22 protein-coding genes are annotated in these 24637 nt (G+C 54.5%); 6 read left to right on the top strand and 16 right to left on the bottom strand.

The genetic code is table 11. The annotated features are described in order from the left end of the window. Positions 1 to 3: 3 nt before the first annotated feature. The 6 genes from TA5113_RS03920 to TA5113_RS03945 all read right to left on the bottom strand — a co-directional run bounded on the left by TA5113_RS03920 (position 4) and on the right by TA5113_RS03945 (position 8454). Positions 4 to 2454, bottom strand: a complete 2451-nt coding sequence (locus TA5113_RS03920; RefSeq protein ID WP_058313395.1) for a GcvT family protein — start codon at positions 2452 to 2454, stop codon at positions 4 to 6. A 93-nt stretch (positions 2455 to 2547) separates the two neighbouring features. Beyond that, a complete protein-coding gene (locus TA5113_RS03925) occupies positions 2548 to 3513 on the bottom strand; it encodes a GlxA family transcriptional regulator (protein WP_058316617.1) in 966 nt (321 codons plus the stop codon). After that, positions 3510 to 5957 (bottom strand): GcvT family protein, encoded by a 2448-nt coding sequence (locus TA5113_RS03930; RefSeq protein WP_058313397.1) that lies wholly within the window; start codon positions 5955 to 5957, stop codon positions 3510 to 3512. Before TA5113_RS03930 ends, TA5113_RS03925 begins: the two co-directional genes overlap by 4 nt. A 76-nt stretch (positions 5958 to 6033) precedes the next feature. Further along, the gene (locus TA5113_RS03935; protein WP_058313398.1) at positions 6034 to 6606 is read right to left on the bottom strand and encodes a helix-turn-helix domain-containing protein; all 573 of its coding nucleotides are present in this window, start codon (positions 6604 to 6606) and stop codon (positions 6034 to 6036) included. A 136-nt stretch (positions 6607 to 6742) separates the two neighbouring features. Next, positions 6743 to 7201 (bottom strand): free L-methionine (R)-S-oxide reductase MsrC, encoded by a 459-nt coding sequence (msrC, locus tag TA5113_RS03940; protein WP_058313399.1) that lies wholly within the window; start codon positions 7199 to 7201, stop codon positions 6743 to 6745. A gap of 80 nt (positions 7202 to 7281) precedes the next feature. Next, positions 7282 to 8454, bottom strand: a complete 1173-nt coding sequence (locus TA5113_RS03945; protein ID WP_058313400.1) for a thiolase family protein — start codon at positions 8452 to 8454, stop codon at positions 7282 to 7284. A 195-nt stretch (positions 8455 to 8649) separates the two neighbouring features. On the opposite strand from TA5113_RS03945, the gene TA5113_RS03950 reads away from it, so the two are divergent. Genes TA5113_RS03950 through ggt form a run of 3 tightly spaced genes read left to right on the top strand, consistent with a single transcriptional unit; the run spans position 8650 to position 11091 of the window. Beyond that, on the top strand, positions 8650 to 8988 hold the full coding sequence (locus TA5113_RS03950) for an STAS domain-containing protein (RefSeq protein WP_058313401.1): 339 nt from the start codon (positions 8650 to 8652) through the stop codon (positions 8986 to 8988). Between the two features lie 5 nt (positions 8989 to 8993). After that, on the top strand, positions 8994 to 9458 hold the full coding sequence (locus TA5113_RS03955; protein WP_058313402.1) for an ATP-binding protein: 465 nt from the start codon (positions 8994 to 8996) through the stop codon (positions 9456 to 9458). Between the two features lie 55 nt (positions 9459 to 9513). After that, complete coding sequence (ggt, locus tag TA5113_RS03960; RefSeq protein ID WP_058313403.1) at positions 9514 to 11091, top strand: gamma-glutamyltransferase; 1578 nt, start codon at positions 9514 to 9516, stop codon at positions 11089 to 11091. Positions 11092 to 11099: 8 nt separating this feature from the next. Here the strand turns inward: ggt and hspQ are convergent, their stop codons facing one another. Further along, positions 11100 to 11426 (bottom strand): heat shock protein HspQ, encoded by a 327-nt coding sequence (gene hspQ, locus TA5113_RS03965; RefSeq protein WP_058313404.1) that lies wholly within the window; start codon positions 11424 to 11426, stop codon positions 11100 to 11102. Between the two features lie 224 nt (positions 11427 to 11650). Between hspQ and TA5113_RS03970 the strand changes: the two genes are divergently transcribed. Continuing rightward, a complete protein-coding gene (locus TA5113_RS03970) occupies positions 11651 to 12238 on the top strand; it encodes a transglycosylase SLT domain-containing protein (RefSeq protein WP_058313405.1) in 588 nt (195 codons plus the stop codon). A gap of 39 nt (positions 12239 to 12277) precedes the next feature. Here the strand turns inward: TA5113_RS03970 and TA5113_RS03975 are convergent, their stop codons facing one another. The 4 genes from TA5113_RS03975 to TA5113_RS03990 all read right to left on the bottom strand — a co-directional run bounded on the left by TA5113_RS03975 (position 12278) and on the right by TA5113_RS03990 (position 18480). Further along, the gene (locus TA5113_RS03975) at positions 12278 to 12895 is read right to left on the bottom strand and encodes a LolA family protein (protein WP_058313406.1); all 618 of its coding nucleotides are present in this window, start codon (positions 12893 to 12895) and stop codon (positions 12278 to 12280) included. 80 nt (positions 12896 to 12975) lie between these two features. Next, positions 12976 to 15825, bottom strand: coding sequence for a DNA translocase FtsK (locus TA5113_RS03980; RefSeq protein ID WP_058313407.1), 2850 nt, complete (start codon positions 15823 to 15825; stop codon positions 12976 to 12978). A gap of 15 nt (positions 15826 to 15840) precedes the next feature. Further along, positions 15841 to 17019, bottom strand: a complete 1179-nt coding sequence (locus TA5113_RS03985; protein WP_058313408.1) for an aminotransferase class I/II-fold pyridoxal phosphate-dependent enzyme — start codon at positions 17017 to 17019, stop codon at positions 15841 to 15843. A gap of 132 nt (positions 17020 to 17151) precedes the next feature. Next, positions 17152 to 18480, bottom strand: a complete 1329-nt coding sequence (locus TA5113_RS03990) for an amidase (RefSeq protein WP_058313409.1) — start codon at positions 18478 to 18480, stop codon at positions 17152 to 17154. A 45-nt stretch (positions 18481 to 18525) separates the two neighbouring features. Here TA5113_RS03990 and TA5113_RS03995 point away from each other — a divergent pair, with 45 nt between their 5' ends. Beyond that, a complete protein-coding gene (locus tag TA5113_RS03995) occupies positions 18526 to 19776 on the top strand; it encodes a UbiH/UbiF/VisC/COQ6 family ubiquinone biosynthesis hydroxylase (protein WP_058313410.1) in 1251 nt (416 codons plus the stop codon). Between the two features lie 3 nt (positions 19777 to 19779). Here TA5113_RS03995 and TA5113_RS04000 read toward each other — a convergent pair whose 3' ends face one another. The 5 genes from TA5113_RS04000 to TA5113_RS04020 all read right to left on the bottom strand — a co-directional run bounded on the left by TA5113_RS04000 (position 19780) and on the right by TA5113_RS04020 (position 23362). Continuing rightward, positions 19780 to 19962 (bottom strand): Trm112 family protein, encoded by a 183-nt coding sequence (locus tag TA5113_RS04000; RefSeq protein WP_058313411.1) that lies wholly within the window; start codon positions 19960 to 19962, stop codon positions 19780 to 19782. Continuing rightward, positions 19959 to 20594 carry an LON peptidase substrate-binding domain-containing protein gene (locus TA5113_RS04005; RefSeq protein WP_058313412.1) on the bottom strand — a complete coding sequence of 212 codons (636 nt, stop codon included), beginning with the start codon at positions 20592 to 20594 and terminating at the stop codon, positions 19959 to 19961. The genes TA5113_RS04000 and TA5113_RS04005 overlap by 4 nt, the downstream gene beginning before the upstream one ends. Before the next feature lie 27 nt (positions 20595 to 20621). Next, positions 20622 to 21536 carry a thioredoxin gene (gene trxA, locus TA5113_RS04010; RefSeq protein ID WP_058313766.1) on the bottom strand — a complete coding sequence of 305 codons (915 nt, stop codon included), beginning with the start codon at positions 21534 to 21536 and terminating at the stop codon, positions 20622 to 20624. Between the two features lie 93 nt (positions 21537 to 21629). Then, complete coding sequence (locus tag TA5113_RS04015; RefSeq protein ID WP_058313413.1) at positions 21630 to 22418, bottom strand: exodeoxyribonuclease III; 789 nt, start codon at positions 22416 to 22418, stop codon at positions 21630 to 21632. A 257-nt stretch (positions 22419 to 22675) separates the two neighbouring features. Next, positions 22676 to 23362, bottom strand: coding sequence for a response regulator transcription factor (locus TA5113_RS04020; RefSeq protein WP_058313414.1), 687 nt, complete (start codon positions 23360 to 23362; stop codon positions 22676 to 22678). Positions 23363 to 23534: 172 nt separating this feature from the next. On the opposite strand from TA5113_RS04020, the gene ribA reads away from it, so the two are divergent. Continuing rightward, complete coding sequence (ribA, locus tag TA5113_RS04025) at positions 23535 to 24635, top strand: GTP cyclohydrolase II (RefSeq protein ID WP_058313415.1); 1101 nt, start codon at positions 23535 to 23537, stop codon at positions 24633 to 24635. Positions 24636 to 24637: the final 2 nt, after the last annotated feature.

Consider the following 24637-nt stretch of genomic DNA (forward strand, 5'->3'; position numbering starts at 1 on the left):
AGCTTAGGCCTTCACCCGCTCAGATGTCGGATCGTACATGGGTTTCAGCGAGGCTTCCGCTTTGACCCGTGTGCCCATCACATCAATCTCGTAGGTCGATGCCAGAACATCCGCCGCCTTTTCGCCAGCGCATGGCACGTAACCCAAACCAATAGCGCCGCCCAAATGGTGACCATAGGCACCGGAGGTCAGATAGCTGACGACCTCACCATCCCGAAGGATTGGCTCGTTGTGATAGAGCAGCGGCTCTGAATCTGTCAGTTTGAACTGAAGCATACGGTTTTGCGGCCCGGTTTCTTTGCGTTGAAGAACGGCGTCGCGACCAATGAAGTCCGGCTTGTCGGTTTTCACCGCGAAGCCCAACCCAGCATCGATTACGTGATCTTCGCAGGTGATGTCGTGACCAAAGTGGCGGAAACCTTTTTCGATCCGGCACGTATCCATCATGTGCATGCCGCACAGCTTGAGGTCGAGATCCTGCCCCGCTTCCCACAGCGTTTCAAAGGCGTGCCCAGCCATGTCAGAGGACACGTAGACCTCCCAACCCAGTTCACCCACGTAGGTCACGCGGTGCACACGGGCGAGCCCCATGCCCAGTTCGATCTCTTGCGCCGTACCGAATGGGTTTACAGCATTGGAGAAATCGTTCGGGGAGACCATTTCCAGCAGCTTCCGAGAGTTCGGCCCCATGACTGCCAGAACCGCTTCACCCGGTGTCACATCAGTGATGACCACATTGAAGTCGCCTTTGTTGCGCATCATCCAAGTCTGATCCGCTTGGCGAGTCGCCGCCGGTGTGACAACCAGATAGGCGGTTTCAGACAGTCGCGTAACTGTGACGTCAGCCTCGATCCCACCGGTGCGGTTCAGGAATTGTGTGTAGACGATCTTGCCAACCGGCACGTCGTACTGACCACCACCAACATAGTTCATGTATGCGGTCGCGTCGGGACCTTCGACGCGGATCTTGCCAAACGAGGACATGTCATACATGCCGACATTTTCGCGGATCGCTTTGTGTTCTTGCGCGACGTTCCCAAAGAAGTTCTGGCGCTTCCAGCTGTATTTGTATTCCGCTTCCTGGCCCGCGTCGGCGATCCAGTTGGCGCGCTCCCAACCGGCGAACTCGCCCATAACGGCACCGTTTTCCAGCAGGTGATGATGTAGCGGAGAGCGACGCACACCGCGCGCTGTCTCTTTTTGTTTGAACGGGAAGTGGTCTTTATAAAGCAGACCCAGCGTCTCACGAGAGCGCTCTTCCAAGTACTTGCCGTTGTTCTGGAACGGCTGCATCCGCGCAATATCCACGTCGCCCAAGTCAAACGGACGCTCACCGGTTGTCATCCATTCAGAGAGCGCAAGACCTGCACCACCCGCAGATTGGATACCGATGGAGTTAAACCCGGCAGCAACCCAAACGTTGTCCATCTCTGGTGCAAGACCGAGGTGGTAAGCATCGTCCGGGGTGAAGGATTCAGGACCATTGAAGAAGGTGTGAATGCCTGCTTCCGCAAGGATCGGCATACGTTCGACTGCCATTTCCAAAATCGGTTCGAAATGGTCGAAGTCTTCGGGCAATTGGTCGAACTCAAAGTCAGATGGAATGCCATCTACTGCCCAAGGTTTCGCTTCTGGCTCAAACGCGCCCAACAGAATTTTGCCAGCATCTTCTTTGTAATAGGCGTATTCATCAGGGACACGCAGCACTGGTAGCTGCGACATGCCCTCAATGTTCTCAGTCACGATGTAGAAATGTTCACAGGCCTGCAAAGGCACGTTTACGCCGGCCATCTTACCGACTTCACGTCCCCACATGCCGCCACAGTTCACAACCATGTCGCACTCAATAGTGCCGGATGCGGAACCATCATCGGATTCCCATTCCACACCAGTGACTTTGCGGCCTTCCTTGACGAAGCCAGTTACTTTGGTGCGTTCTTTCACCAAGGCGCCATTTTGCTTTGCGCCTTTGGCGAGTGCCAGTGCGATGTTGCCTGGGTCCCCTTGGCCATCCAACGGCAGATAAACCGCGCCTTTGATGCCATCTAGATTGATGTGGGGATACATCTCTAAAACGCGTTCGTTCGAGATTTCTTCAACCTCAACACCAAACGCACGCGCCATCGCTGCTTGGCGATAGATCTCTTCTTTGCGTTCTTCAGTAAGGGCCACAGTGATGGAACCGTTACGTTTAAAACCTGTCGCAACACCGGTCTCTTCTTCCAAAGTACCGTAAAGCTCTTGCGAGTACTTCGCGAGCTTTGTCATGTTTTTGGTTGCGCGCAACTGCGCGATCAGACCGGCCGCATGCCAAGTGGTGCCCGAGGTCAACTGCTTGCGTTCAAGCAGGACCACATCGGTCCATCCTTTCTTGGCCAAGTGGTAAGCAACGGAACACCCGATGACACCACCACCAACGATGACAACACGGGCTTTGGCTGGAATATCGCTCATGACTGCTGATCCTTTAAAATCTCAGAATCTTGGTGCCATGAGTCGGCTCAATGGAATGTGTGATTTACGACTGAATTGACGCAAAATGCACAATCACGAGATATTTTGCGCGGCCCTGCGTTGCTTACGTAGCACCGCTGGTGTGATGCCGTAAAAGTTCTTGTAAAGCCCTGAGAAACCATTGCTAAAGCCGCAGGCAAGACCCACGTCCCGCACGCTCATCGTGGTGTTCAGAAGCAAGTTGTTGGCTTTTGTCAGGCGCAGCTCTCGATAGAACCGGTTAGGCGTGGTGTTCATGTGCAGACGGAATTTTCGTTCCAATGATCGGTTCGATAGGTTCAGCACTTTGACCAATTCGCCGATCGGCAGCGGGTCCTCAATGTTGGCCTGCATAATCTCGATACATTGATCGAGTTCGCGATCGCCGGTCACCGTGCCCTTCGCGCCAGAGAATGGTTGGGCGGTGGAAAAGTCGCGGATTTTGTCGTGTAGCAGAATGTTCGCAACGGCCATTTTGGTGGCTGGCGAGACGTGCTGACCGATCAAAGCCAGCGTCACATCGTAAGTCGTCCCCATACCAGCGCAAGTGACGATACCGCCGTCCTGTGCCGCAATGGCGTGGCCCGTATCCAGCGTACTGCCGCGCTCGTGCATGAGCTCGGTGTTTTCCCAGTGGGTAGTATGGGAGACAATTTTATCACCGCTGTCTTTGATATAGCGGCTCGCAGCTTCGGCGAGCAAAAACACCGTCGCTTGGCGGTTGGTATAGCGGTCGATGACCGGCTGAAGCGAGAGCGCTCCACAGTCGGGGTCCGCGTTGCCAATCACGAAGAGATAGGTGGCGTCAGGACGATCCTCGAATGGGGTCGTCATCACCATCGCCTCACTGCTTGAGGCAACCGGCCCACCTTGGGTGGACCGGTAGTTCCATTTAAATACGGGGAGCGCGCTGACGCGGTTCGCCAAGCGCAGTGTATCCACCACGCCCGCGAGTTCCGTCAGCACAAATCCATCGGCGACGACAATGTCGACGACAGAGATTTCCCCGAGCCCATTCATGCGCGCAGACGCTCGTTTTCTGGGTCCCACAGAGGCTGATCTGGTTGGACAACCGCTTTGCAGCGCTCGCCAAAGATCTCGACCTCAAGCTCAGTGCCCGGCTCGGTCAGGTCAGAGCGCACAACGCCCAGCGCGATGGATTTGTTGACCCGGTAGCCGAAGTTACCAGAGGTGGTTTCACCAACCACTTCGTCACCGCTCCAAACAGTAGACATGTAAGGCGCATCCGCGAATGGTGCTTCAACAACCAGTGTCACAAAGCCTTTCTTAGAGCCTTGCTGCTTCTCTGCTTGCAGCGCCGCTTTGCCCGGGAAGTCCTGCTCTTTGTTCAGACGCACGAACCGTTCCAGGCCGCCTTCCAGCATGGTGTAGTCTGTGGACAGGTCACCTTTCCAAGTCCGGTAGCCTTTCTCGATCCGCATGGAGTCCAGAGCAAACATACCGAATGGTGTTGCCCCGCCATCACGGATTGCTGTGTAGACCGCCGCTGCGTTCTCAGTAGCAACGTGGACTTCCCAACCGAGTTCGCCAACGAAGCTGACGCGTGTCAGCGTGGCTTCATGACCGGCAACTGTTGCGTTCTGAAGGCTCAACCAACCGGACGCCAGATCCGCATCAGAGATAGCCGCCAAAAGATCACGAGACTGCGGGCCAGTCACCAACATTGTGGTGTAGGCTTTGGAAACGTCGACCAACTCCAGCCCTTCAGGCAGTTTGTTCGCCAGCAAGTCAAAGTCGTGCCATTGCGCGACCGCTGCGGTCATCAGGGTGAAGTCGTCTTCGCCGTGACGGATACAGGACATCTCGGTCACAATCCGACCGCGATTGTCTGACAAATAGATCAGGTTCATGCGACCTGCTTTTGGCAGAGCACCAGCGACCGTGCCGCGCAACCATTCCGCCGCGCCTTCGCCCTTGAGGGTGAAGCGAGAGAAACCGCACATATCGATGACGCCAACGCCATCACGTACCGCTTCAACTTCTTCTTTCACACGTGCAGTCCAGGAACCTTCGCGTGCCCAGGTTTCTGTGCCTTCCTCAGAGGTGTCATCACCGTCTTTCGCAAACCAGTTCGCACGTTCCCAACCATTGTAGGCACCCATTTGGCCGCCATCAGCAACCAGACGCTCGTGGTTTGGAGACAGTTTTTTGTCGCGTGCCGCAGGCCATTCGTGATGCGGGAAGTGCATCGCGTATTCGTGGCCATAGGTTTCCAGCGCTTTTTTGAGGCTGAAGTCAGCATCCGCGTGGTCTGTGTAACGACGGCCGTCGACCGCCCACATGTCCCACTCGGTTTCGCCATGCATGATCCACTCGGCCATGACTTTACCAGCGCCACCACCCTGCGCGATGCCGAAGGTGAAGCTGTGCGCTTCAAAGGCATTCTTCACGCCAGGCATTGGGCCCATCATCGGAAGGCCATCAGGTGCGTAAGGGATTGGGCCGTTAATCACGCGACCAACACCTTGGGAACCCAGCAGAGGCACGCGTTCCATCGCGTCTTCGATGTACCATTCCAAGCGGTCCAGATCGTCTGGGTAGAGCTGGAACGAGAAGTCGTGTGGCATTGGATCATCTTCAGTGATCCAGTGCGCTTTACAGTTCCGCTCATATGGGCCGAGGTTCAGACCGTAGTTGTCCTGACGCAGGTAGTAAGATGTGTCAACGTCACGGATCATTGGCAGGTGACCGCCACCATTCGCCACGGTCCACTCTTTGATCTCAGGGATCTCTTCGGTCAGGAAGTACTGGTGAGACATAACTGTCAAAGGCACGTCACGGCCGCCGTATGGCTTGAACCACTCGCCAACGCGTGCGGCGTAGTAACCGGCTGCGTTCATCACGTAGTCACAGCTGATATCGCCTTTTTCTGTGTGCACAATCCAACCGTTGCCATCACGGCTCACGCCAGTCGCTGGGCAGAAACGCTGGATGTTGGCACCAAGATCGCGCGCGCCTTTGGCCATCGCTTGGGTCAGCTGTGCCGGATCGATGTCACCATCCAATGGATCCCACAAAGCGCCTTCAAGGTCATGGGTTTCCATGAACGGGTAGTAATCTTGGATCTGATGCGGCTCCAGCATGTCCATCTGCAGACCTTGGTAACGGCCCATAGAAGCAACGCGCTCAAATTCCCGCATGCGGTCTTTGGTATGTGCCAGACGGATCGCACCAGTAACGTGGTAGTTGATCGGATAGTCCACGTCGTCTGCAAGGGTGCGGTACATTTCCAGCGAGTAACGCTGCATGTTCATCACCGCCCAGGAACCGGCAAAGTTCGGGGTGTTCCCGGCTGCGTGCCAAGTAGAGCCTGCGGTCAGCTCGTTCTTTTCGATCAGAACACAGTCGGACCAGCCAGCTTTCGCCAGGTGATAAAGCGTCGAGACACCGACGACCCCACCACCGATAATGACAACCCGTGCCGATGTTGGAAATTCAGCCATATTAACTCTCATTCAGACTGAGGGACCATGTCCCGTTGGTTTCGTTTAAAGGTTCAACCTTCGCAATTTGCGTAGGTTAGTAGACTGGCGGCGCAATCACCCAGATGGCGACGGCAGGTTCTTCGTATGGGTTTGCCCATTTGTAGGCTTCACCTCGAATGCGGAAACTGTCCCCGGCGAGGACAGTGAAATGGCGATCGCCGACCGTGAGATCGAGGCGGCCAGCAATGAGATACCCGACCTCTTGGGTTGGTCGCTGGTTTGGTGTGTCCATGCGCGCGCCGGGCAAGAAGGTGGAATGCACCATCTCAAAGTCATCCGTCAGGTCAGGGGACAAAAGCTCTTCGACGAGCCCTTCTTCTTTTGAACCAATCGGGCGCCTTGATCCCGCACGAACGATATAGCCGTGCTCTTCTGCTGGCGTATCGTTTTGACCAAAGAGCATCGACATTGGAACGTCCAAACATTTCGCGATTGCTTGTAGGTCGGAAATAGAGGGATCAGACTTGTCTCGCTCGACTTGGCTCAACCAACCAACTGAACGACCCAGCTCATCCGCCATCTCTGCTAGCGTCAGGCCACGCGCCTTACGCAGGGCGCGCAAGTCGACCCCAAGGGACTTTGAGAAGGATGGCGGGCTTTGCAGCATGGCGACCTCGTGAAAATTCAGCTCAGAATTTCATGGTGACCCAAAGTCATGAAAAATCAAAGCGTTTTTTCACGGTCGGTTAACGCTTTGCGCAAATTAGATTTTTGCTGTCGAAAATTCGAGATTTCGGAAAAGCTCAGCCAGCGTCCCGGAAGGTTTGGGCGAGAATCATTGCGATTTGCGCCGAATCTTCCTGGGTGAATGCCGCGGGACGGTCGCTATCGATGTCGAAAACCCCAAGCAATTCGCCTTGCGCATTCTCGACAGGCAACACCAATTCTGACTTTGTAGAACTTGAGCAAGCGATGTGACCGGGAAACGCATCCACGTCATCAACGAGTTGCACCTCTCGCCTTGCCGCTGCCGCACCGCATACACCACGTGAGAAAGGGATGACCAGGCATCCGTGCCCCCCCTGATAGGGACCAATTTTCAGCAGCTTAGGTTCTACGACGCGGTAGAACCCGGTCCAGTCGAAACGAACATCGGCATGATGCACTTCACAAGCCACCGTCGCCATCAGCGCGACAGTATCCGTCTCCCCCTCTGTCAGGGCAGAGATCGATTGTGCGAGTTCAGAATAGTCTACGGACATATGCGCGCTCCGGCTTGGTCAGAGGCGATTTTTAGCCCCGGCGCGCAGCGCGTCAACTCCGAGCATGAAGGTCAACCGCGCTAAACACGCTCAATCGCGATCGCAGTCCCCTCGCCGCCGCCGATACAAATCGCAGCGATACCTCGTTTGAGATCGCGTTTTTCCAAAGCGTTGAGCAATGTCACCATGATCCGTGCGCCTGACGCGCCAATCGGGTGACCAAGGGCACAGGCACCACCGTTCACATTCACAATGTCTCGGCTAAGCCCCATCTCATGCATGAAAGCCATCGGTACCACCGCGAAGGCCTCGTTCACTTCCCAAAGGTCGACGTCCTCTTTAGACCAACCGATCCGATCAAGAAGCTTCTTGGCAGCTGGCACTGGCGCTGTTGTAAAGAGGTTTGGTTCCTGCGCGTGGGAGGCGTGTCCAATAATCCGCGCCCGGACATTCAGACCGCGCGTCTGCGCAGCCTCTTCGGACGCCAAAACCAAAGCAGCAGCACCGTCAGAAATCGAGGAAGAATTGGCCGCCGTCACGGTTCCTTCTTTCCGAAAGGCCGGTTTGAGATGAGGTATTTTCTCAGGTCGCGCTTTTGCCGGTTGTTCGTCTTCAGCAACAACCAACTCGCCTTTGCGCGTGGTCAAGGTTACTGGCGCGATCTCTCCTTCGAAAGCACCTGATTGTTGAGCTTCCAAAGCGTTAGACAAAGATTTCAGCGCATATTCATCCTGCGCTTCTCGCGTGAATTGAAAGCTCTCAGCGCAATCTTCTGCAAAGGTGCCCATGAGGCGGCCCTTGTCATAGGCGTCTTCCAGACCATCAAGGAACATGTGGTCGATGACGTGTTGATGACCAATGCGGGCGCCACCGCGCATTTTAGGCAAGACATATGGGGCGTTTGTCATGCTTTCCATGCCGCCAGCAATCATGACATCGGCGTGGCCCAACGCGATTTGGTCAAAGCTCATCATGGCGGCTTTCATGCCTGAGCCGCACATTTTGTTCAGCGTGGTTGCAGGCACCTCTTTCCCCAAACCACCCGCAAAACCGGCCTGCCGCGCTGGTGCCTGGCCTTGTCCAGCCGGCAAAACACAGCCCATAAGCACTTCGTCCACCGTGTCGGTTTTGGCGTCGGTCAGTGCGCCCTTAATCGCTGCCCCCCCGAGATCAGCGGCGCTTACGCCCTCGAAATCTCCTTGAAACCCACCCATTGGTGTGCGTGCCGCACCGGCGATAACAACTGATTTCATGTGTTCCTCCCTCGCCTTCAAAACCGAAAGCTCATATTTTTGAGTAGCTTGAAGCAAGTCTCGTTTCGATTAATCGAGCTTGGACCCGCCTTAAGCTATCCCGTAGAACTACCTAAGAGAACGCTTAATTCCGCTCAGAGAATCGTAAGACTTTCCATTTAACCTGCAATTCCACGCAATTAAGGGAAGCCAATCATGGATCTGGAAAGCGCGTTACGCTGCGGCACAAACGTTCTCACTGTGCGAGAGAACAGAATTGATGCGGCCATCGCACTTCAATTTAAGGATGTGATGCGGCAGGCAACCTTGGTTGGCCCAAGTCGCATCATTTTGGATCTGAGTCATGTCGAGTTTGTCGACTCAAGCGGACTGGGCGCAATCGTCGGTGCTATGAAACAGCTACCACAGGGAAAAACACTAGAACTGGCCGGCCTGACTGTAACCGTTGCAAAAGTATTTGAGCTCACGCGAATGGATACAATCTTTTCGATTCATGCCGATTTGGAGTTGGCTTTTGAGGACGAAGAGGTTTGACACCAATGCCCGCCCACTCTTCGGCACTTAACAGATCAAAGATTGGGTTTCGTAGCGCGGCAGGCGCCAACTTATTAGACGTGCGTGCAGCGATGACTTACCTCAGGCAATCTTTGACCGAGGCGTGTTTCGACCCGTCGGATATTGCGTCCTCGGAAATTGTAATCGCTGAAATTCTCAACAACGTGATCAAACACGCTCAAGAAAACCAAGATGATGGTTGGTTCGACCTCCAATGCGAAATCGCACCCGAGGCCTTACATGTGACCTGCAAAGACAATGGGGCTGCGATGCCCGGCGGCGTGCCTCCGCTCGGCGTTTTGCCCGAAATTGGATGTAAAGTTGTTGATTTGCCTGAAGGCGGCTGGGGGTGGTCCTTGGTTCGCACCCTCACGACCAGCTTAAACTACGTGCGCATTGAACCCATCAATTTGGTGAGCTTTACAATTCCCAAGACATCTGACGACTAACCCATTGATTTTCCGATAGGCAAAGATACCATCCCTCAAAACTTGGGGGAGCATAATGCGGGATTTTCATAAACCCGGACGATCAGCTGTATTCGCGACAAATGGCATGTGTGCCACATCACACCCATTGGCCGCGCAAACCGCGATCGACGTCTTGAAGCGCGGTGGAAACGCTATGGATGCGGCCATCGCCGGTGCTGTTTTGCTAGGTATCTGCGAACCACAAATGACGAGCATTGGAGGCGATTGCTTCGCTTTGGTGTCGCCCGCCGGGACCAACAAAGTCTTGGCAATGAATGGCAGCGGTCACGCGCCTCGCGCTGCCAAAGCGGAAGACCTACGTGAGCAGGGTTTAAGTGATGTTCCAATAACGGGCCCGGAATCGGTCACAATACCGACTGCGGTCGATGCGTTTTGCAAAATGTCTGAACGGTGGGGAAAGCTTGGGATAGACGCTTTGCTCGCGCCCGCGATTCATTACGCAGAGGAAGGAGTTCCTGTTGCGCCACGAGTCGCGGCCGATTGGGTCAGCGGTGCGGAGAACCTAAAAGGGAGCGCGCGCCGGTTTTATCTAAAAGACGGCCAGCCGCTAAAAACCGGTGATATCTTTCGTTCACCAGAACAGGCAGAGGTTCTGCGCCGCATCGCCAAATCAGGTGCGAGCGCGTTTTACGAAGGTGAAGTCGCCGAAGACATGCAGGCAACGCTGGCGCAATTCGGCGGTGTGCACCAGCTCGAAGATTTCGCAGATGCCAATGCGTTTGAGACGGATCCAATTCAAAGTGCCTACAAGGACGTCGATTTGATCGAACATCCACCGAACGGGCAAGGTGCGACGGCAGGCTTGATCCTCAACATTCTTTCAAATTTTGATCTCGCGAGCATGGATCCCTTCGGTGTTGAACGGACCCATATCGAAGCCGAAGCGGTTAAGCTTGGTTATGATGCACGCAATCGGTTCTTGGCCGATCCAGATCACATGGCCAAACTCGAATACATGCTATCGAATGATACCGCGTCTCAACTGGCAGACCTGATTGATCCTAAGAAAGCGATGGCGAACGCGACGCAACTCTCGGAAGCCGTACACAAAGACACGATCTATATCACCGTCGTGGACAAAGATCGCATGTCTGTCTCGCTCATCTATTCGATCTTCCACACCTTTGGCGCAGGCATTGCCAGCGATAAATTCGGAATACTCCTGCACAATCGTGGTTCTGGCTTTACGCTGAAACAGGGTCATCCAAATGAATATGGCGCTGGTAAACGCCCAATGCATACGATTATTCCGGGCATGTTAGCCAAATCCAATGTGCCGGTGATGCCATTTGGTGTTATGGGTGGACAATATCAGGCCAACGGCCATGCGCGGTTGATCACCAACCTGATGGACTTTGGTATGGATATTCAAACCGCAATCGACAGCCCGAGGGCGTTCGCTTACGAGGGTCAACTCCAGCTGGAAAACACTTTCCCTGAAAGCACCGCCAGACAACTTGCGGATATGGGCCACGAGATCGTCGCACCACCTAGCGCAATAGGCGGCGCTCAGGCGATTTTCATGCATGACACGGGTATCCTAGAAGGTGGCTCGGACCCTCGAAAGGACGGTTGCGCGCTCGGTTACTAGCGCGCCGTTCAGTTCAGGTTGAAATGCAGCGGGTATTGGCCATCTTCGAAGGGGCCAAACAGATCGCTTATGTCTGGGTGGTCCACTGGCTCGCCGGAATAGTCGGCGATCAGGTTCTGTTCGGACACATACGCGACGTAGTAACTTTGATCATTCTCTGCGAGCAAATGATAGAATGGCTGTTCTTTCCGAGGACGGCTGTCTTCGGGAATCGCATCGTACCACTCTTCGGTATTGGAGAACTCTGGGTCCACATCAAACACCACGCCGCGAAACGGATGTTTGCGGTGCCGGACCACTTGGCCGAGGTGATATTTTGCGTACGCCGTATTCATAAGAAAAAGCCCCTATCGGTCCAGACTACCGCTTTCAAGAGCAATTTGTCTATTTGAGCAGGGTCAAAATCATGGAAACAGTTTGTGAACCAAGTTTTCCCCTCAGTTTCACAAATTCAGGCAGAGCACCGCCGATTTTCCATACAACCTGCGCGATTGTGATTTCAAAAATCACTCAAAAAGCCTATAATTGGCGATAATTACGAAACAAAAGCGAGAGGCCAATGAGCAGACACTTTCGCGCCCTGATTGTCCTTTTATTGCTGGCCGCTTGCGGTGGCGGGAACAATTCGGCGCCTCGAAACCTGAATGATGCGTGTTCGATTCTGAATCAACGCCCGAAATACGCCCGCGCCTTTAAGGCGACTGAACGCCGCTGGGGCGTCCCGGCCCATGTGCAAATGGCGACCATTTACCAAGAAAGCAAATTCGTCTCCAATGCGCGGACCCCGTACCGATATGTCTTGGGGGTTTTGCCAATGGGACGGCAAAGCTCTGCGTATGGATACGCGCAGGCGTTGGATGGAACTTGGGATGGCTATCGTCGCGCGACTGGCCGCTGGAGCGCGGATCGTAACAACATTTTTGACGCGACGGATTTCATGGGCTGGTACATGAACGAAACCCGCGAAAGGAACGGTATTTCCCTTCGTGACGCTCGCAACCAGTACCTCGCTTACCATGAAGGTCACACCGGTTATTCCCGCGGCACTTATCGCAACAAAGCATGGCTTCTGCGCGTTTCGGGCGAAGTCGCTTCACGAGCAGACATGTATCAGAGGCAACTCGCCAGTTGCCGACGCTTCCGCTGAATAGAAAAAGGGGCCTTGCGGCCCCTTTTTTATTTTTATTCAATCATCGTCGCGTTCGGGGGCGACGATGTTTGTGAGCCTCTGAATATTAAAGAGCTTGTTAGCAAGCTGAACGTCGCGCTTGAATTCACCAAGCACAACAGTGGTCTCGCTTCCTGATTGGTCCTGGATCACCCATTGGCGCAGTTGCACTGGGTTATCTGTGAAATGGAGCTGGATCGTGCCTCGATCAGGGTGCTTTGGATCCTGCGCGGTGATGGTAGTGGCCGTTCCATCGTATGAATGACCCACAATCGTATCACGTTCTTTCAGGTTCACATTGCGCTCTAAAATCACCCAAAGCGGCGTCCGGCGCAGCGGATAGTTTTCTGGCGGTTCATTGGATTTCAGATCAAAAATCGCAAGCTGGCCACCGCCCGCCATAACAAGGGCAGCCTCAGGTGGGTCATATTCAAACCGTGCCCGCCCCGGGCGTTTGATCATCAGTTTTCCGGTTGAAATAGAGTTGTCATCGTTGATCTGGGTAAAGCTGGTTTGCGCGGAACCGATACCGTTCAAATAAGCCGAGATCTGATCCAACGATAGCTTTTCAGCCACCGCCGGTGCTGCCATCGCAAGCGCAAGGCTTGGGGCAATTAGAAAGCGTAAGTGTTTCATGCGTTTAATGTAGGCATGAAAAAAGGGCGGTACCAGCCCGCCCTTTGTCAGAATTCTGTGAATAGGCCTAAACTTGCCAACTATTGTTCTGGCACCAGAATTTCGCGTTTGCCCACGTGGTTGGCCGAGGACACGACGCCCTGATCTTCCATCTGCTCTACCAATTTCGCGGCTTTGTTGTAGCCAATGGACAGCTTGCGTTGGATGTAAGAGGTGGAGCATTTGCGATCTTTGATCACAATCGCCACGGCCTGATCATAAAGCGCGTCTTCGCCGTTGGTGTTGCCACCAAGACCAAGCACCGCGTCGATATTGTCAGCCTTCTCATCTGCCGGGCCATCGACGACGCCGCCTATGTATTCAGGCTCACCAAATGACTTCAGATGGTTCACAATTTCTTCGACTTCCTCATCGCTCACGAACGGGCCGTGGCAACGGGTAATCTTGGCGCCACCCGCCATGTAAAGCATGTCACCCATGCCCAGCAGCTGTTCGGCCCCCATTTCACCAAGAATGGTGCGGCTGTCCACTTTGGACGTCACCTGGAAGGAAATCCGGGTTGGGAAGTTGGCCTTAATTGTACCGGTGATGACGTCCACAGAAGGACGTTGGGTCGCCATGATGATGTGGATACCAGACGCACGCGCCATCTGCGCCAGACGCTGAATGCAGGCTTCGATCTCTTTGCCAGCCACCATCATCAGGTCGGCCATCTCGTCAACCACGACGACAATGTATGGCATCTTCTCTGGGATGATCTCTTCGGTCTCGAACACTGGTTCGCCAGTTTCATCATCAAAACCGGTTTGAACCGTGCGGCTGAAGGTTTCACCCTTGGCAAGCGCATCTTCGACGCGGCTGTTATAGCCGTCGATGTTACGCACACCCATTTTGGACATCTTGCGGTAGCGATCTTCCATCTCGCCCACGGTCCATTTCAGCGCCACGACCGCCTTTTTAGGGTCGGTCACAACAGGGGACAACAGGTGCGGGATGCCGTCATAAACGGAAAGTTCCAGCATCTTCGGGTCGATCATAATCAAGCGGCATTCTTCCGGTGTCAGCTTGTAGAGCAGTGACAGGATCATGGTGTTGATCGCCACGGACTTACCGGAACCGGTGGTACCCGCAATCAGCAGGTGAGGCATCTTCGCAAGGTTCGCGACAATCGGATCGCCACCAATGTCTTTGCCCAGGGCAAGCGGTAGCTTGCGGCTGTTGCTTTCATATTCGCGCGACGACAGGATTTCGCGGAACGCAACCATCTCACGTTTTTCATTTGGCAATTCGATACCGATGACAGAACGCCCCGGCACGGTCGAAACACGTGCGGAAAGCGCGCTCATGGAGCGGGCGATGTCGTCCGACAGGCCAATCACACGGCTCGCTTTCAAACCTGGTGCAGGCTCCAGCTCATACATCGTGACGACAGGACCCGGACGGACAGAGACGATCTCACCTTTTACGCCATAGTCATCGAGCACCGCTTCGAGCATACGCGCGTTTTCCTCAAGCGCTTCATCGCTGAGCACATGACGTTCGATGGTGTCCGCGCTTGCAAGCAGGCTGAGAGGTGGGAGCTCGAACTCCGCAGCCTTTTCATCAAAAGCCAGTTGCGGCTGTGCTTCGGCTTTGGCGCGTGCAGATTGCTGAACAGGTTTACGTGCAGGGTTTTGCACTACCTTGCGTGGTTCCGGAGTTGGAACTGGTTGAGCTGTGCGCTGAATTGGCACAACAGGCGCTTCAACCACTTCAGGTTCTGCTTCCACGTAAGGTGCAAAGATCTCTTCCGGGTGTGGCGCGACAATATCCGCTGGATTTGGTGTCGCAGAAGCGGCCGTCAAAGGTGGTTCTGCTCGCATACCTGTTTCGGCGCTAGGATTTAGAACCAGCGGCTCAGGACCACGGCCCATACCTTTGGTCACTGGCGCGATGTCCGGTGCATAGGTTGGTTTATTGCTGCGAATGCGGCTCTTGATGACATCGTTGATCTTCGCCTTGATGCGATCATCACCGGGCGCGTCTTCGATATCAGCGACAGGTTCCCGCATCACCAGTTCAGGCTCTGGCATCGGTTCTGGCCGTTTAATCAATGTTGGCACACGCGACAGCAGGCTTGGCTTTGGTGCAACATCAGGCTCTGGAGCGGCTTCAACCAACGGCTCGTCGTAATATGGATCGTCGGCAATGCTATCTGCCCAGCTGTCCTGCATAGCCACTTCTTGTGCCTTACGATCATTGCGGCGCTCTTGCATCGCTTGCGCGGCAGCCACGGCACCGGTTGCGCCGCGGCCCAGCAGGTTCATGATGTTGGCATAGGTGACAATGATGCCGATCAGTAGGAAACGACCGACCCAGTTCAACTCTGGGCGTGTGAAGCCCATCACAAACAGCATCAGAGCCAAAACACCCAAACCCATAAGGAAGGCAACGATTTTCAAGCCAATTGATGCGCCGATTGGGAGAACTGTCAGCAAGGCACCGAGGATTGTATCGCCGAACAAGCCACCCAACCCAAAGGAGTGGGTCCAGCTGTCAGAGGGCACCAAAGTTGCGGCATAAACAGAGCAAAGGGCCAGCGCAATTGGCGCAAATACGACACGACCGATGGCACGTTCTTCGCCACGATGGGCAGCAAAACGAACACCCCAAGCCAGTGCGATCAATGCAACGCCCCAGCTGCCCCAACCGATAATCATGAAGAGAGGCGCAGAGAGTGACGCTCCAAAGCGGCCCATCCAGTTTTGCACAGGCGCATCTGTCGCTGACATCCAGTTCGGATCATCTGGGGTGTAAGACCCAATCATGGCAGCCGCCATCAACCCGACAAGGATCAGGCCAATGCCGATTAATTCCTTGCCGCGTTTCTCCAAAATGGCCTGCGTATTGCTGTCGAGCAGCGGATCGCGTCCCCGTGCCTGATATGCCATCGTTACACCTCGTACTTATTGGTAAAGACAGTCGCGCAGAGTGATCAGCGCCGCCTTTACGTCGTTTTTTGGGGCCACCAAAGCGACCCGAATATATGGTTTGCCGGGGTTCTCCCCGTCCACATCGCGGCTGAGATACGCGCCCGGCAGGACACGTATACCTGTCTCCTTCCAGAGCTTCAGCGCCGCGGCCTCCCCGTCTTCTACGGGAAGCCATAAAAAGAAGCCGGCCTGGGGTTTCAGGTACCCTGGAATGTCGGCAAAAATCTCGTCTGCAATTTCAAACTTTTCCGCATATAGACGGCGGTTTTCTTCCACATGGGCCTCGTCAGCCCAAACCTTTTCTGACGCGCGTTGCAGCGGAAGCGGAAGCGGCGCACCGGAATAGGAACGCAGTCGCTTGATGTGTTTGAGCGTTTCAGGACCACCAGCCACAAAGCCAGAGCGCAAGCCCGGCAGGTTGCTGCGCTTGCTAAGGCTATGGAAGATCACAACCCGTTCCGGGTCAGCACCTAAATCTTTAGCAACCTGCAACGCACCGGTGGGTTTATCGTCACGATAGATCTCGGAATAGCATTCATCCGCGAAGACCTTGAAATCGTATTTCTCAGCAAGGTTGATCAGCGATTCCAGATATTCACGGCTCGCAATCGCGCCCTGAGGGTTGGACGGCGAGCACACGTAAGCAATCGCCACACGCTTCAGCACGTCTTCAGGTAATTTTGAGTAATCCGGCATGAAGCCGTTGTCAGCCGTTGCCGCACAGAAATAAGGCTCTGCATTCACCGAAATCGCGCCAATCATGTAGACTTGGTAGAACGGGTTCGGGATCAGAACGACAGGCTTTTCACCGTTTTTCGTTTCCGGACAAAGCGCCATTGAAGCGTTATACAGGCCCTCACGGGTGCCATTTAGCGCCATGACCTGCGTATCCGCGTCAACACTCACATCAAAGCGGCGTTTGATCCAATCAGCGATGGACTGGCGCAGTTCTGGGGTGCCGTCATTGGGTGGGTAATTGTTAAACCCAGCAGCATTTTCCGTGATGATATCGGTGACCCAAGCAGGGAACGCGTGTTTCGGTTCGCCAATGGTCATATGGACCACTGGACCGCCTGGTTCGTGAGAATCCAGAAGGCTCCGCAGGCGCGGAAACGCGTATGCCGGAAGGTTCGAAAACCGCTCGGGGAACATCTAATACTGCCTCAACTGACGGGATCATTAACGCCCCGTTTGGATATAGGTTACCCAAGACCGCGCGTTTCGTCCAGAAAAACCATGCAGTTCCGGCAAGTTGTGGCATTTCAGCAAGCGAGGTTGATTACGCTAAGCCAAAGCAGCCTCAACCGCGCGCGCAGTGCGCAAAAGCCGAGCCTCGCCAAAGGGTTGACCCAAAATCATCAATCCACAGCTCGGCGTATGAGTGGGCAATGAAATGCCGCAAAGACCCAGAAGGTTCCCGATGCGGGTGTTACGCAGGGCTAAGATGTTCTCTGAAACATAGTAGCCGTGATCAGACTGCAACCGCGCCAGGTTGGGCGGCATGATGGGTGTGGTCGGGCTTAAAACGCCATCAAACCCAGCAACCCGAGCATTCCATTCAGCGCGGATCATCTCAAGCTCTTGCCATGCGCTGACATAGTCCGCCCCGTTGACTTGCGCTCCGGAACGAAACCTCTCGCGGATTTCGCCGAACATCAGATCAGGCTCTGCTTCAATAACATCACGCCAAGTGCCATAGGCCTCAGCTGTGAAAACTGTCGCCGTCAGCCCCATCGCGCGTGCCACTTCCGGCGCTTGGATGAACTTGATCTGAGCGCCTGCGCGCTGCAAAGTTTCTATTGTTTCTTCAAAGGCTTGTTTGGGTGTGTCGCGTAGGTCTTCGAGAGCAATCGTCTCAAGGACTGCGAACCGTTTACCTTTGATTGACGCTCCTCTCAGCTCGGTGGCGGAATCGCCGGATAATATGGACAGGCCAAGCGCAGCATCTTCAACAGATCGGCAAAGCGGTCCAATCGTATCAATCTTTGGGCAAAGCGGGACGGTACCTTCATTGGAAAGAAGGCCCCACGTGGTTTTCAGACCAACCAGATCGTTCCAGGCCGCGGGCACACGCACCGACCCGCCGGTATCCGACCCAATCGCCATGGATGCGAGGTTGAAGGCGACAGACGCCGCAGCACCCGAACTCGACCCCCCCGGCACTGCATCTGCATCGTTTACGCAAGGGGGTGTTGCTGTGATAGGGTTTAGGCCCAGGCCCGAAAATGCAAGTTCGGACATGTGGGTTTTACCCAGACAAACGAGCCCCAACTGGCTGGCAGTACGCAGTACGGAAGCATCTTGATTTGGTGTGCGATCTTTCAGAAGCGCTGAACCAGCTTCTGTCGCAACACCTGCGGTATCAAACAAGTCTTTCCAGCTTATTGGGACACCATCCAAAAGCGAAAGGCGTTGCCCGGCTCGCGCACGTTCTGCTGCGGCTTCCGCTTCCGCGAGAGCCCGACCATGGGTCACGCGCGCATAAATTCGGTCTCGCAGATGGTGACTCTCAATCGCGCCAAGGAACGCTTGAGTCAGAGCCACCGGGTCAATGGAACCATCCCCAATCCCACGACCCAAGTCTGCGGCGCTCATTTTCAACCAATCAAACATCGTCTGCTCCGAAGCGTTTTTTGGACGGTAGCGGCCCTAACGCGCATGGACAATCTGAAAGTCATGCACATATTGAAAGGCATGGAATATGACTGTGATATCCTGATTGCCGGTGGTGGCTTAAACGGCCCTGCCCTTGCGCTTGGTCTTGCCCAAAAAGGCTTTTCTGTCACCATGGTTGATGCACGTCCTGCAAGGGCACGGGCGGAAAGCAATTTTGACGGGCGCGGATATGCAATGGCGCTGACCTCTAAGCGATTGCTAGATGCGCTTGGAGTTTGGGACGCGGTTGCCAAAGACAGTCAGCCGATGTTGGACATCAAAGTGTCTGACGGACGTGCCGGTGACGGACCATCGCCGTTTTCGCTGCATTTTGATCATGCGGAATTAGAAGAAGGTCCGATGGGTTTCATGGTCGAGGACCGTTTCTTATACCGTGCCTTCTTGGATGCGGTGGAAGCGGAACCCAAAGTCACAACGATCTACGAAGACAGCGTGGTGGCACAGGACATCTATGCTGACGGGGTCACCATCAGCTTGGAATCGGGCAAAGCGCTCAATGCACAGCTTTTGATCGGATGCGACGGTCGCGGAAGCGGTGTCGCGCAACGCGCGGACATCAAACGCACTGGCTGGGAATACCCTCAAACCGCGCTGGTCTGCGCGATTGAACATGAATTACCCCACAATGGCGTCGCGCATCAGTTCTTCATGCCGCCGGGGCCCTTGGCCATCCTACCGCTCACGGGCAATCGCAGCTCGATCGTTTGGACAGAGACTGCCGAAAATGCGGCGGCCATCCATGCTTTAGGTGATGAAGACTACATAGACGTCCTGAAGCCGCGTTTTGGCGATTTTCTGGGCAATATTGCTTTGGCCGGTGCTCGTTTCACTTATCCGCTCGGACTGACTGTGGCCAATAACTTTGTCTGCGAACGCATCGCTCTGGTCGGAGATGCAGCTCACGGGATGCACCCAATTGCAGGCCAAGGGTTGAACGCGGGTCTTCGCGATGTCGCTGCAATGATCGATGTTTTAGACGAAGCGCGGAAGCGCGGTGAAGACATCGCCAGCCTCTTGGTGCTGAAACGCTATGAAGAATGGCGCCGGTTTGACACCCACGCATTGGTGGCGGCCACAGATCTCAGCAATAAGATCTTTTCCAACGACAACCCAATCCTGCGATTGGGGCGCGATGTAGGGATGGGTGTGATCAACCGCCTGCCATTTGCGCGCCGCGCTTTCATGCGAGAGGCCGCTGGGTTGAGCGGTGATTTGCCCTCGATGATGCGCTAGAGCTTAGTCGAGCTCTTTGGCCTCATCGATCAGCATAATCGGAATGCCATTACGGATCGGATATGCTAGGGCGGCGGCTTTTGACACAAGCACCTGCTTTTCCGCATCATACTCTAGTCGAGTCTGAGTCTGCGGGCACACAAGTGCCTCAAGCATTTTCGGGTCAAACGCAGCTGTTTCGCTCATTGCATCCGGTCCTCTGTATCGCCGCTGAGCAGCGCAAATTCCAACAGGGTGGTCAAAATCTCGCGCCGGTCTTGCAATGATTTTGCCTCTAGCATCGCCTGTTTATCCTCGACCTGCAGCTCCAGCAACATGGCAAGCGAGTTAATCATCATTTCGTCTTCCGCTTCCTTCAAGGCATCCCAATCCGTCGACAAGGATTGCGCATCAAAATAACGCTTCAAAAGATTGAGAAAATCAGGACGCTGAAACTCAGGATCGTGTTCTTGCAGACCCAAATCCCGGTCATAATCCTGCCAGTCGACCAAGCATCGGCGGTAGGCTTGAAACCCCTGCTCCTCACGCAGAACCCTGAAACGGGAAATGCCAGACAAGGTGATCATGTAGCGACCGTCTTCGGTTTCAGAGAACTGACTGACACGACCCGCGCAACCAATCAGATGCAAGCTCTCATCCTGATTTGGCACTGGCTGGATCATTCCGATCAACCGATCACGGGTTTTCAGACAATCATCAAGCATCGCAAGATAGCGCGGCTCAAAAATATGCAACGGGAGTCTCGCGCGTGGCAAAAGAAGCGCGCCGGGCAATGGAAAGACCGGAAGCGTGTCGGGCAGATCAGCGGCTTTGAACATGCCAGAAAGTCTAGCGCGTTGTCGCGATTAGGCAAATATCATCGAGCTAAGGCGACGACGGCCATTTAGAACCACAGGATCTTCCGGCTTCAGCGCATCGAAAATCGTGAAGAGTTGAGCTTTTGCAGCACCTTCGTTCCACTCACGATCACGACGGAAAAGCTCGAGCAATTCATCAACTGCGGCTTCGGCGTCTCCGGCAGCGTGCAAGGCTTGCGCCAAATCCAAACGAGCCTGGTGATTGTCACCATCCGCATCAACCGCAGCGCGCAGCTCTGCGACGGGGCCTGCGTTTGCCGCCTGACGCGCCAATTCGATCTGTGCGCGCACCGCTTCAAGCTCTGCCGCATCAGAGATTTCCGCAGGGACCCCGTTCAGAACCGCCTCTGCTTCATCGGCATTGTCCAATGCGATATGGCAACGTGCGAGACCTGCAAAAGCAACCGCATTGTTTGGATCTTCACCGATGATTGCAGCAAAGGTCTGGGCTGCATCAGTCACGGCACCTTGCTCTAGCATCTCCTCTGCCGCTTCCAGTGCATCGGCGAGGCCGCCATCCGCTTCGCCGCCACCTTGAGCAACGACTCGATTGACGAACTCATCAATCTCGCTGGGAGGCAACGCGCCTTGGAACCCGTCGATTGGCTGACCTTTGTAAAAGGCAAATACCGTTGGAATCGATTGCACGCGCATTTGTCCGGCGATCATCTGATTCTCGTCCACGTTGACCTTGGCCATCTTCACGGCACCTTTAGCCTTGGTCACAGCTGCCTCAAGTGCTGGCCCTAAGGTTTTGCAAGGACCGCACCAAGGCGCCCAGAAGTCAACAATCACAGGGACTTCCTGCGACGCCTCTACAACGTCTTGCATAAACGTTGCCTCAGACACGTCTTTGATCAGATCAGCCGCCGGCACTTCGCCGCCTTGTCCCAGTTCGAACATGGTCATTATCCCAATTTGAAAGTTGCACTTTATATGGCCCTTAATTGCGCCAGTGCCAAGGTGGTCAGATAGAGATGATTGAAACCGGGGTGATTAAAGGTCGAAGGTCGCAAAGACAGGCGCGTGGTCGCTTGGCTTTTCCCATCCACGCGCATCGCGCAAAATACGGCTGCCGTGGCCGGAATTGGAGATATCACCCGTCGCCCAAATGTGGTCAAGGCGACGTCCCTTGTCCGCCGCATCCCAGTCTTTGGCGCGGTAGCTCCACCAGCTATAAAGCAAGCCTGCTGGAATATCCTGGCGAGTGATATCCACCCAACCTCCGGCTTCCTGCGTTTCCGCCAGATGCTCTACTTCAATTGGCGTGTGACTCACGATCTTCAATAGCTGTTTGTGGCTCCAGACATCGTCTTCGCGCGGTGCAATATTGAGATCACCAACAAGAATGGATTTTTCAGGTTTTTCCGCCTTGAACCAATCCCGCATGTCAGTGAGGTAATCGAGCTTTTGGCCAAACTTCTCGTTGATTTCGCGGTCTGGCTTGTCGCCGCCCGCAGGCACGTAAAAGTTGTGGACTGTGACGCCGTTTTCTAGCTTGCCTGCGATGTGGCGCGCGTGACCGAGGTCAGCAAAGTCTTCGCTACCCGCCTCTTCCATCGGGATCTTGGAAAGGATCGCAACGCCGTTATATCCCTTCTGCCCCCGGGCAACCATGTGGTTGTAGCCAAGCGCTTTGAACCCCTCCAACGGGATCTTCTCAACCGGGCTTTTGCATTCTTGAAGGCAAAGCACGTCAGGCGCCTCTTCTTCTAATAGCTTCAGCACAATTGGTTCGCGCAATCGCACGGAGTTGATGTTCCAGGTGGCAAGAGTAAATGACATGGCGCGCTCTCAAAGTTCACGGTTTGTGCTAGGTTAGCCAACCCAACACATCGACGCCACAGCAAACCGAAATTTGGACAAAAAAAGAGGTCCGGAACAAGTCCGGACCAGTCCAACAGGGAGGTACATACCATAACCCGGATATGCGCGGGATCTTTATCTCTTACCTACATGGGTGCCACGTGGACCCCTGCCAAGTCAATCTACACGGAAATTTTTAAGAAAACCTGTTGCAAGAGCGACTCAGCCAAGAGTTGTTAGGACACCAACCGATAACCGCCACTTTCAGTTACCAAAAGCCGTGCGTTGGAGGGATCGGGCTCAATCTTTTGACGCAAGCGGTAGATATGGGTTTCAAGCGTGTGCGTGGTTACACCCGCGTTATAGCCCCAGACTTCATGCAAAAGAACGTCGCGCGCGACCACTCCATCGGTGCTACGATAGAGGAATTTCAGGATATTGGTTTCTTTCTCCGTCAGACGAATCTTGCGGTCGTCTTCGGTCACCAACATCTTCGTGGCGGGTTTGAACGTGTATGGCCCGAGCGTGAAAACCGCGTCTTCGCTTTGCTCATGCTGGCGAAGTTGGGCCCGAATACGTGCCAAAAGAACCGGGAATTTGAAGGGTTTAGAGACATAATCATTTGCGCCGGCATCCAGACCCAGAATTGTATCAGCGTCTGTGTCGTGGCCGGTCAACATCAGGATTGGGCTTTTCACCCCTTGCTTGCGCATCAGGCGGCAGAGTTCACGACCATCGGTATCCGGTAGGCCCACATCTAGGATCACAAGATCGAACAACCCTTCTTTGGCCCGCGCCATGGCTTCGCTACCATTACCTGCCTCAAAGACATCGAAGTCTTCTGTCATTACCAACTGCTCGGACAGGGCCTCGCGCAGGTCATCGTCGTCATCTACCAGCAAAATTCTTTTGAGCTGTCCCATGGGGCGTCTCCATTATCTGTTTCACAACACTTGCGTGCCCTTGGTGACATTCTCAAGGTTTGCTGCAATTATTTCACGGCGACGTGTAATTGCGTGTGGAAATGTTTCATATTGCTACAAAAAGGATTACATATCGTCTTCCAGCACCCGGTTAGGAACCAAGAAAAGAGCCATGAGTTTCGCGCCTGACATTGTAGAACGCCTTGCACGCGCCCGCGCTGATATGCGCATGGGCGTACCTATACTGGTGTTAGACGACCTTAATGACAGCGACGCCTATATGGTTCTGGCCGCTGAAACGTTGGAAGAACCACGCCTAGAAGCTGCGCGAGAGCTTTCTGACGAACTGGTGCTCGTCCTCACCGCACGGCGCGCCGAGACGTTGAAAGCGCGGGTTTATGATGGTGACCTGGCACGTATTGTCATGCATCCAAGCGCGACCAAAGAATGGGTACGTTGCGTTGCAGACCCAGCGGACGATTTGAAAATGCCCATCAAGGGCCCGTTTAAGTCCCAGCGCAGTGGAGACGCGTCTCTGCACCTGATGGCGCTGAACCTAGTGAAAACCGCGCAGCTCTTGCCTTCGGTCGTCATGCTGCCAATCGCCGACCCCGCACAGTTCGCGTTAGCCAATGGGCTGACGGTCATCCCGAGGACTTTGGCAGAACCTTATTTAGCGGCCTCCAGCCCAATGCACTCTGTTGTGAACGCTCGTTTGCCAATTCAGGCCGCAGAAGCGGGGCGGCTGCACATCTTCCGACCGGATGATGGAGACGTAGAACATTACGCGATTGAAATTGGCAAACCCTGCCGCAGCCAGCCTGTGTTGGCGCGGCTCCACTCTGCTTGTTTTACCGGTGATGTTCTCGGCTCTTTGAAATGTGATTGTGGACCGCAGTTGAATGCGGCGCTGACCCAAATGGGGGAAGAAGGCCAAGGGGTTCTGCTGTACCTTAACCAAGAAGGCCGCGGCATTGGTTTGGCCAACAAGATGCGAGCCTATTCCTTGCAAGATCAGGGTTTTGATACGGTTGAGGCGAACCATCGTCTTGGTTTTGAGGATGACGAGCGCGACTTCCGCATCGGCGCAAATATCCTGAAAGAACTCGGGTTTGAGTCGGTGAGTCTGCTGACCAACAACCCGAAAAAGATCAAAATGATGGAAGATACCGGGGTCGCGGTTGCGGAACGCGTGCCGTTGAAAGTTGGCGAGAACGATTTCAACACCGCCTATCTTGCGACTAAGGCAGCAAAATCCGGGCATATGCTTTGAAT

Source organism: Cognatishimia activa (assembly GCF_001458335.1).
Taxonomy (GTDB): Bacteria; Pseudomonadota; Alphaproteobacteria; order Rhodobacterales; family Rhodobacteraceae; genus Cognatishimia; species Cognatishimia activa.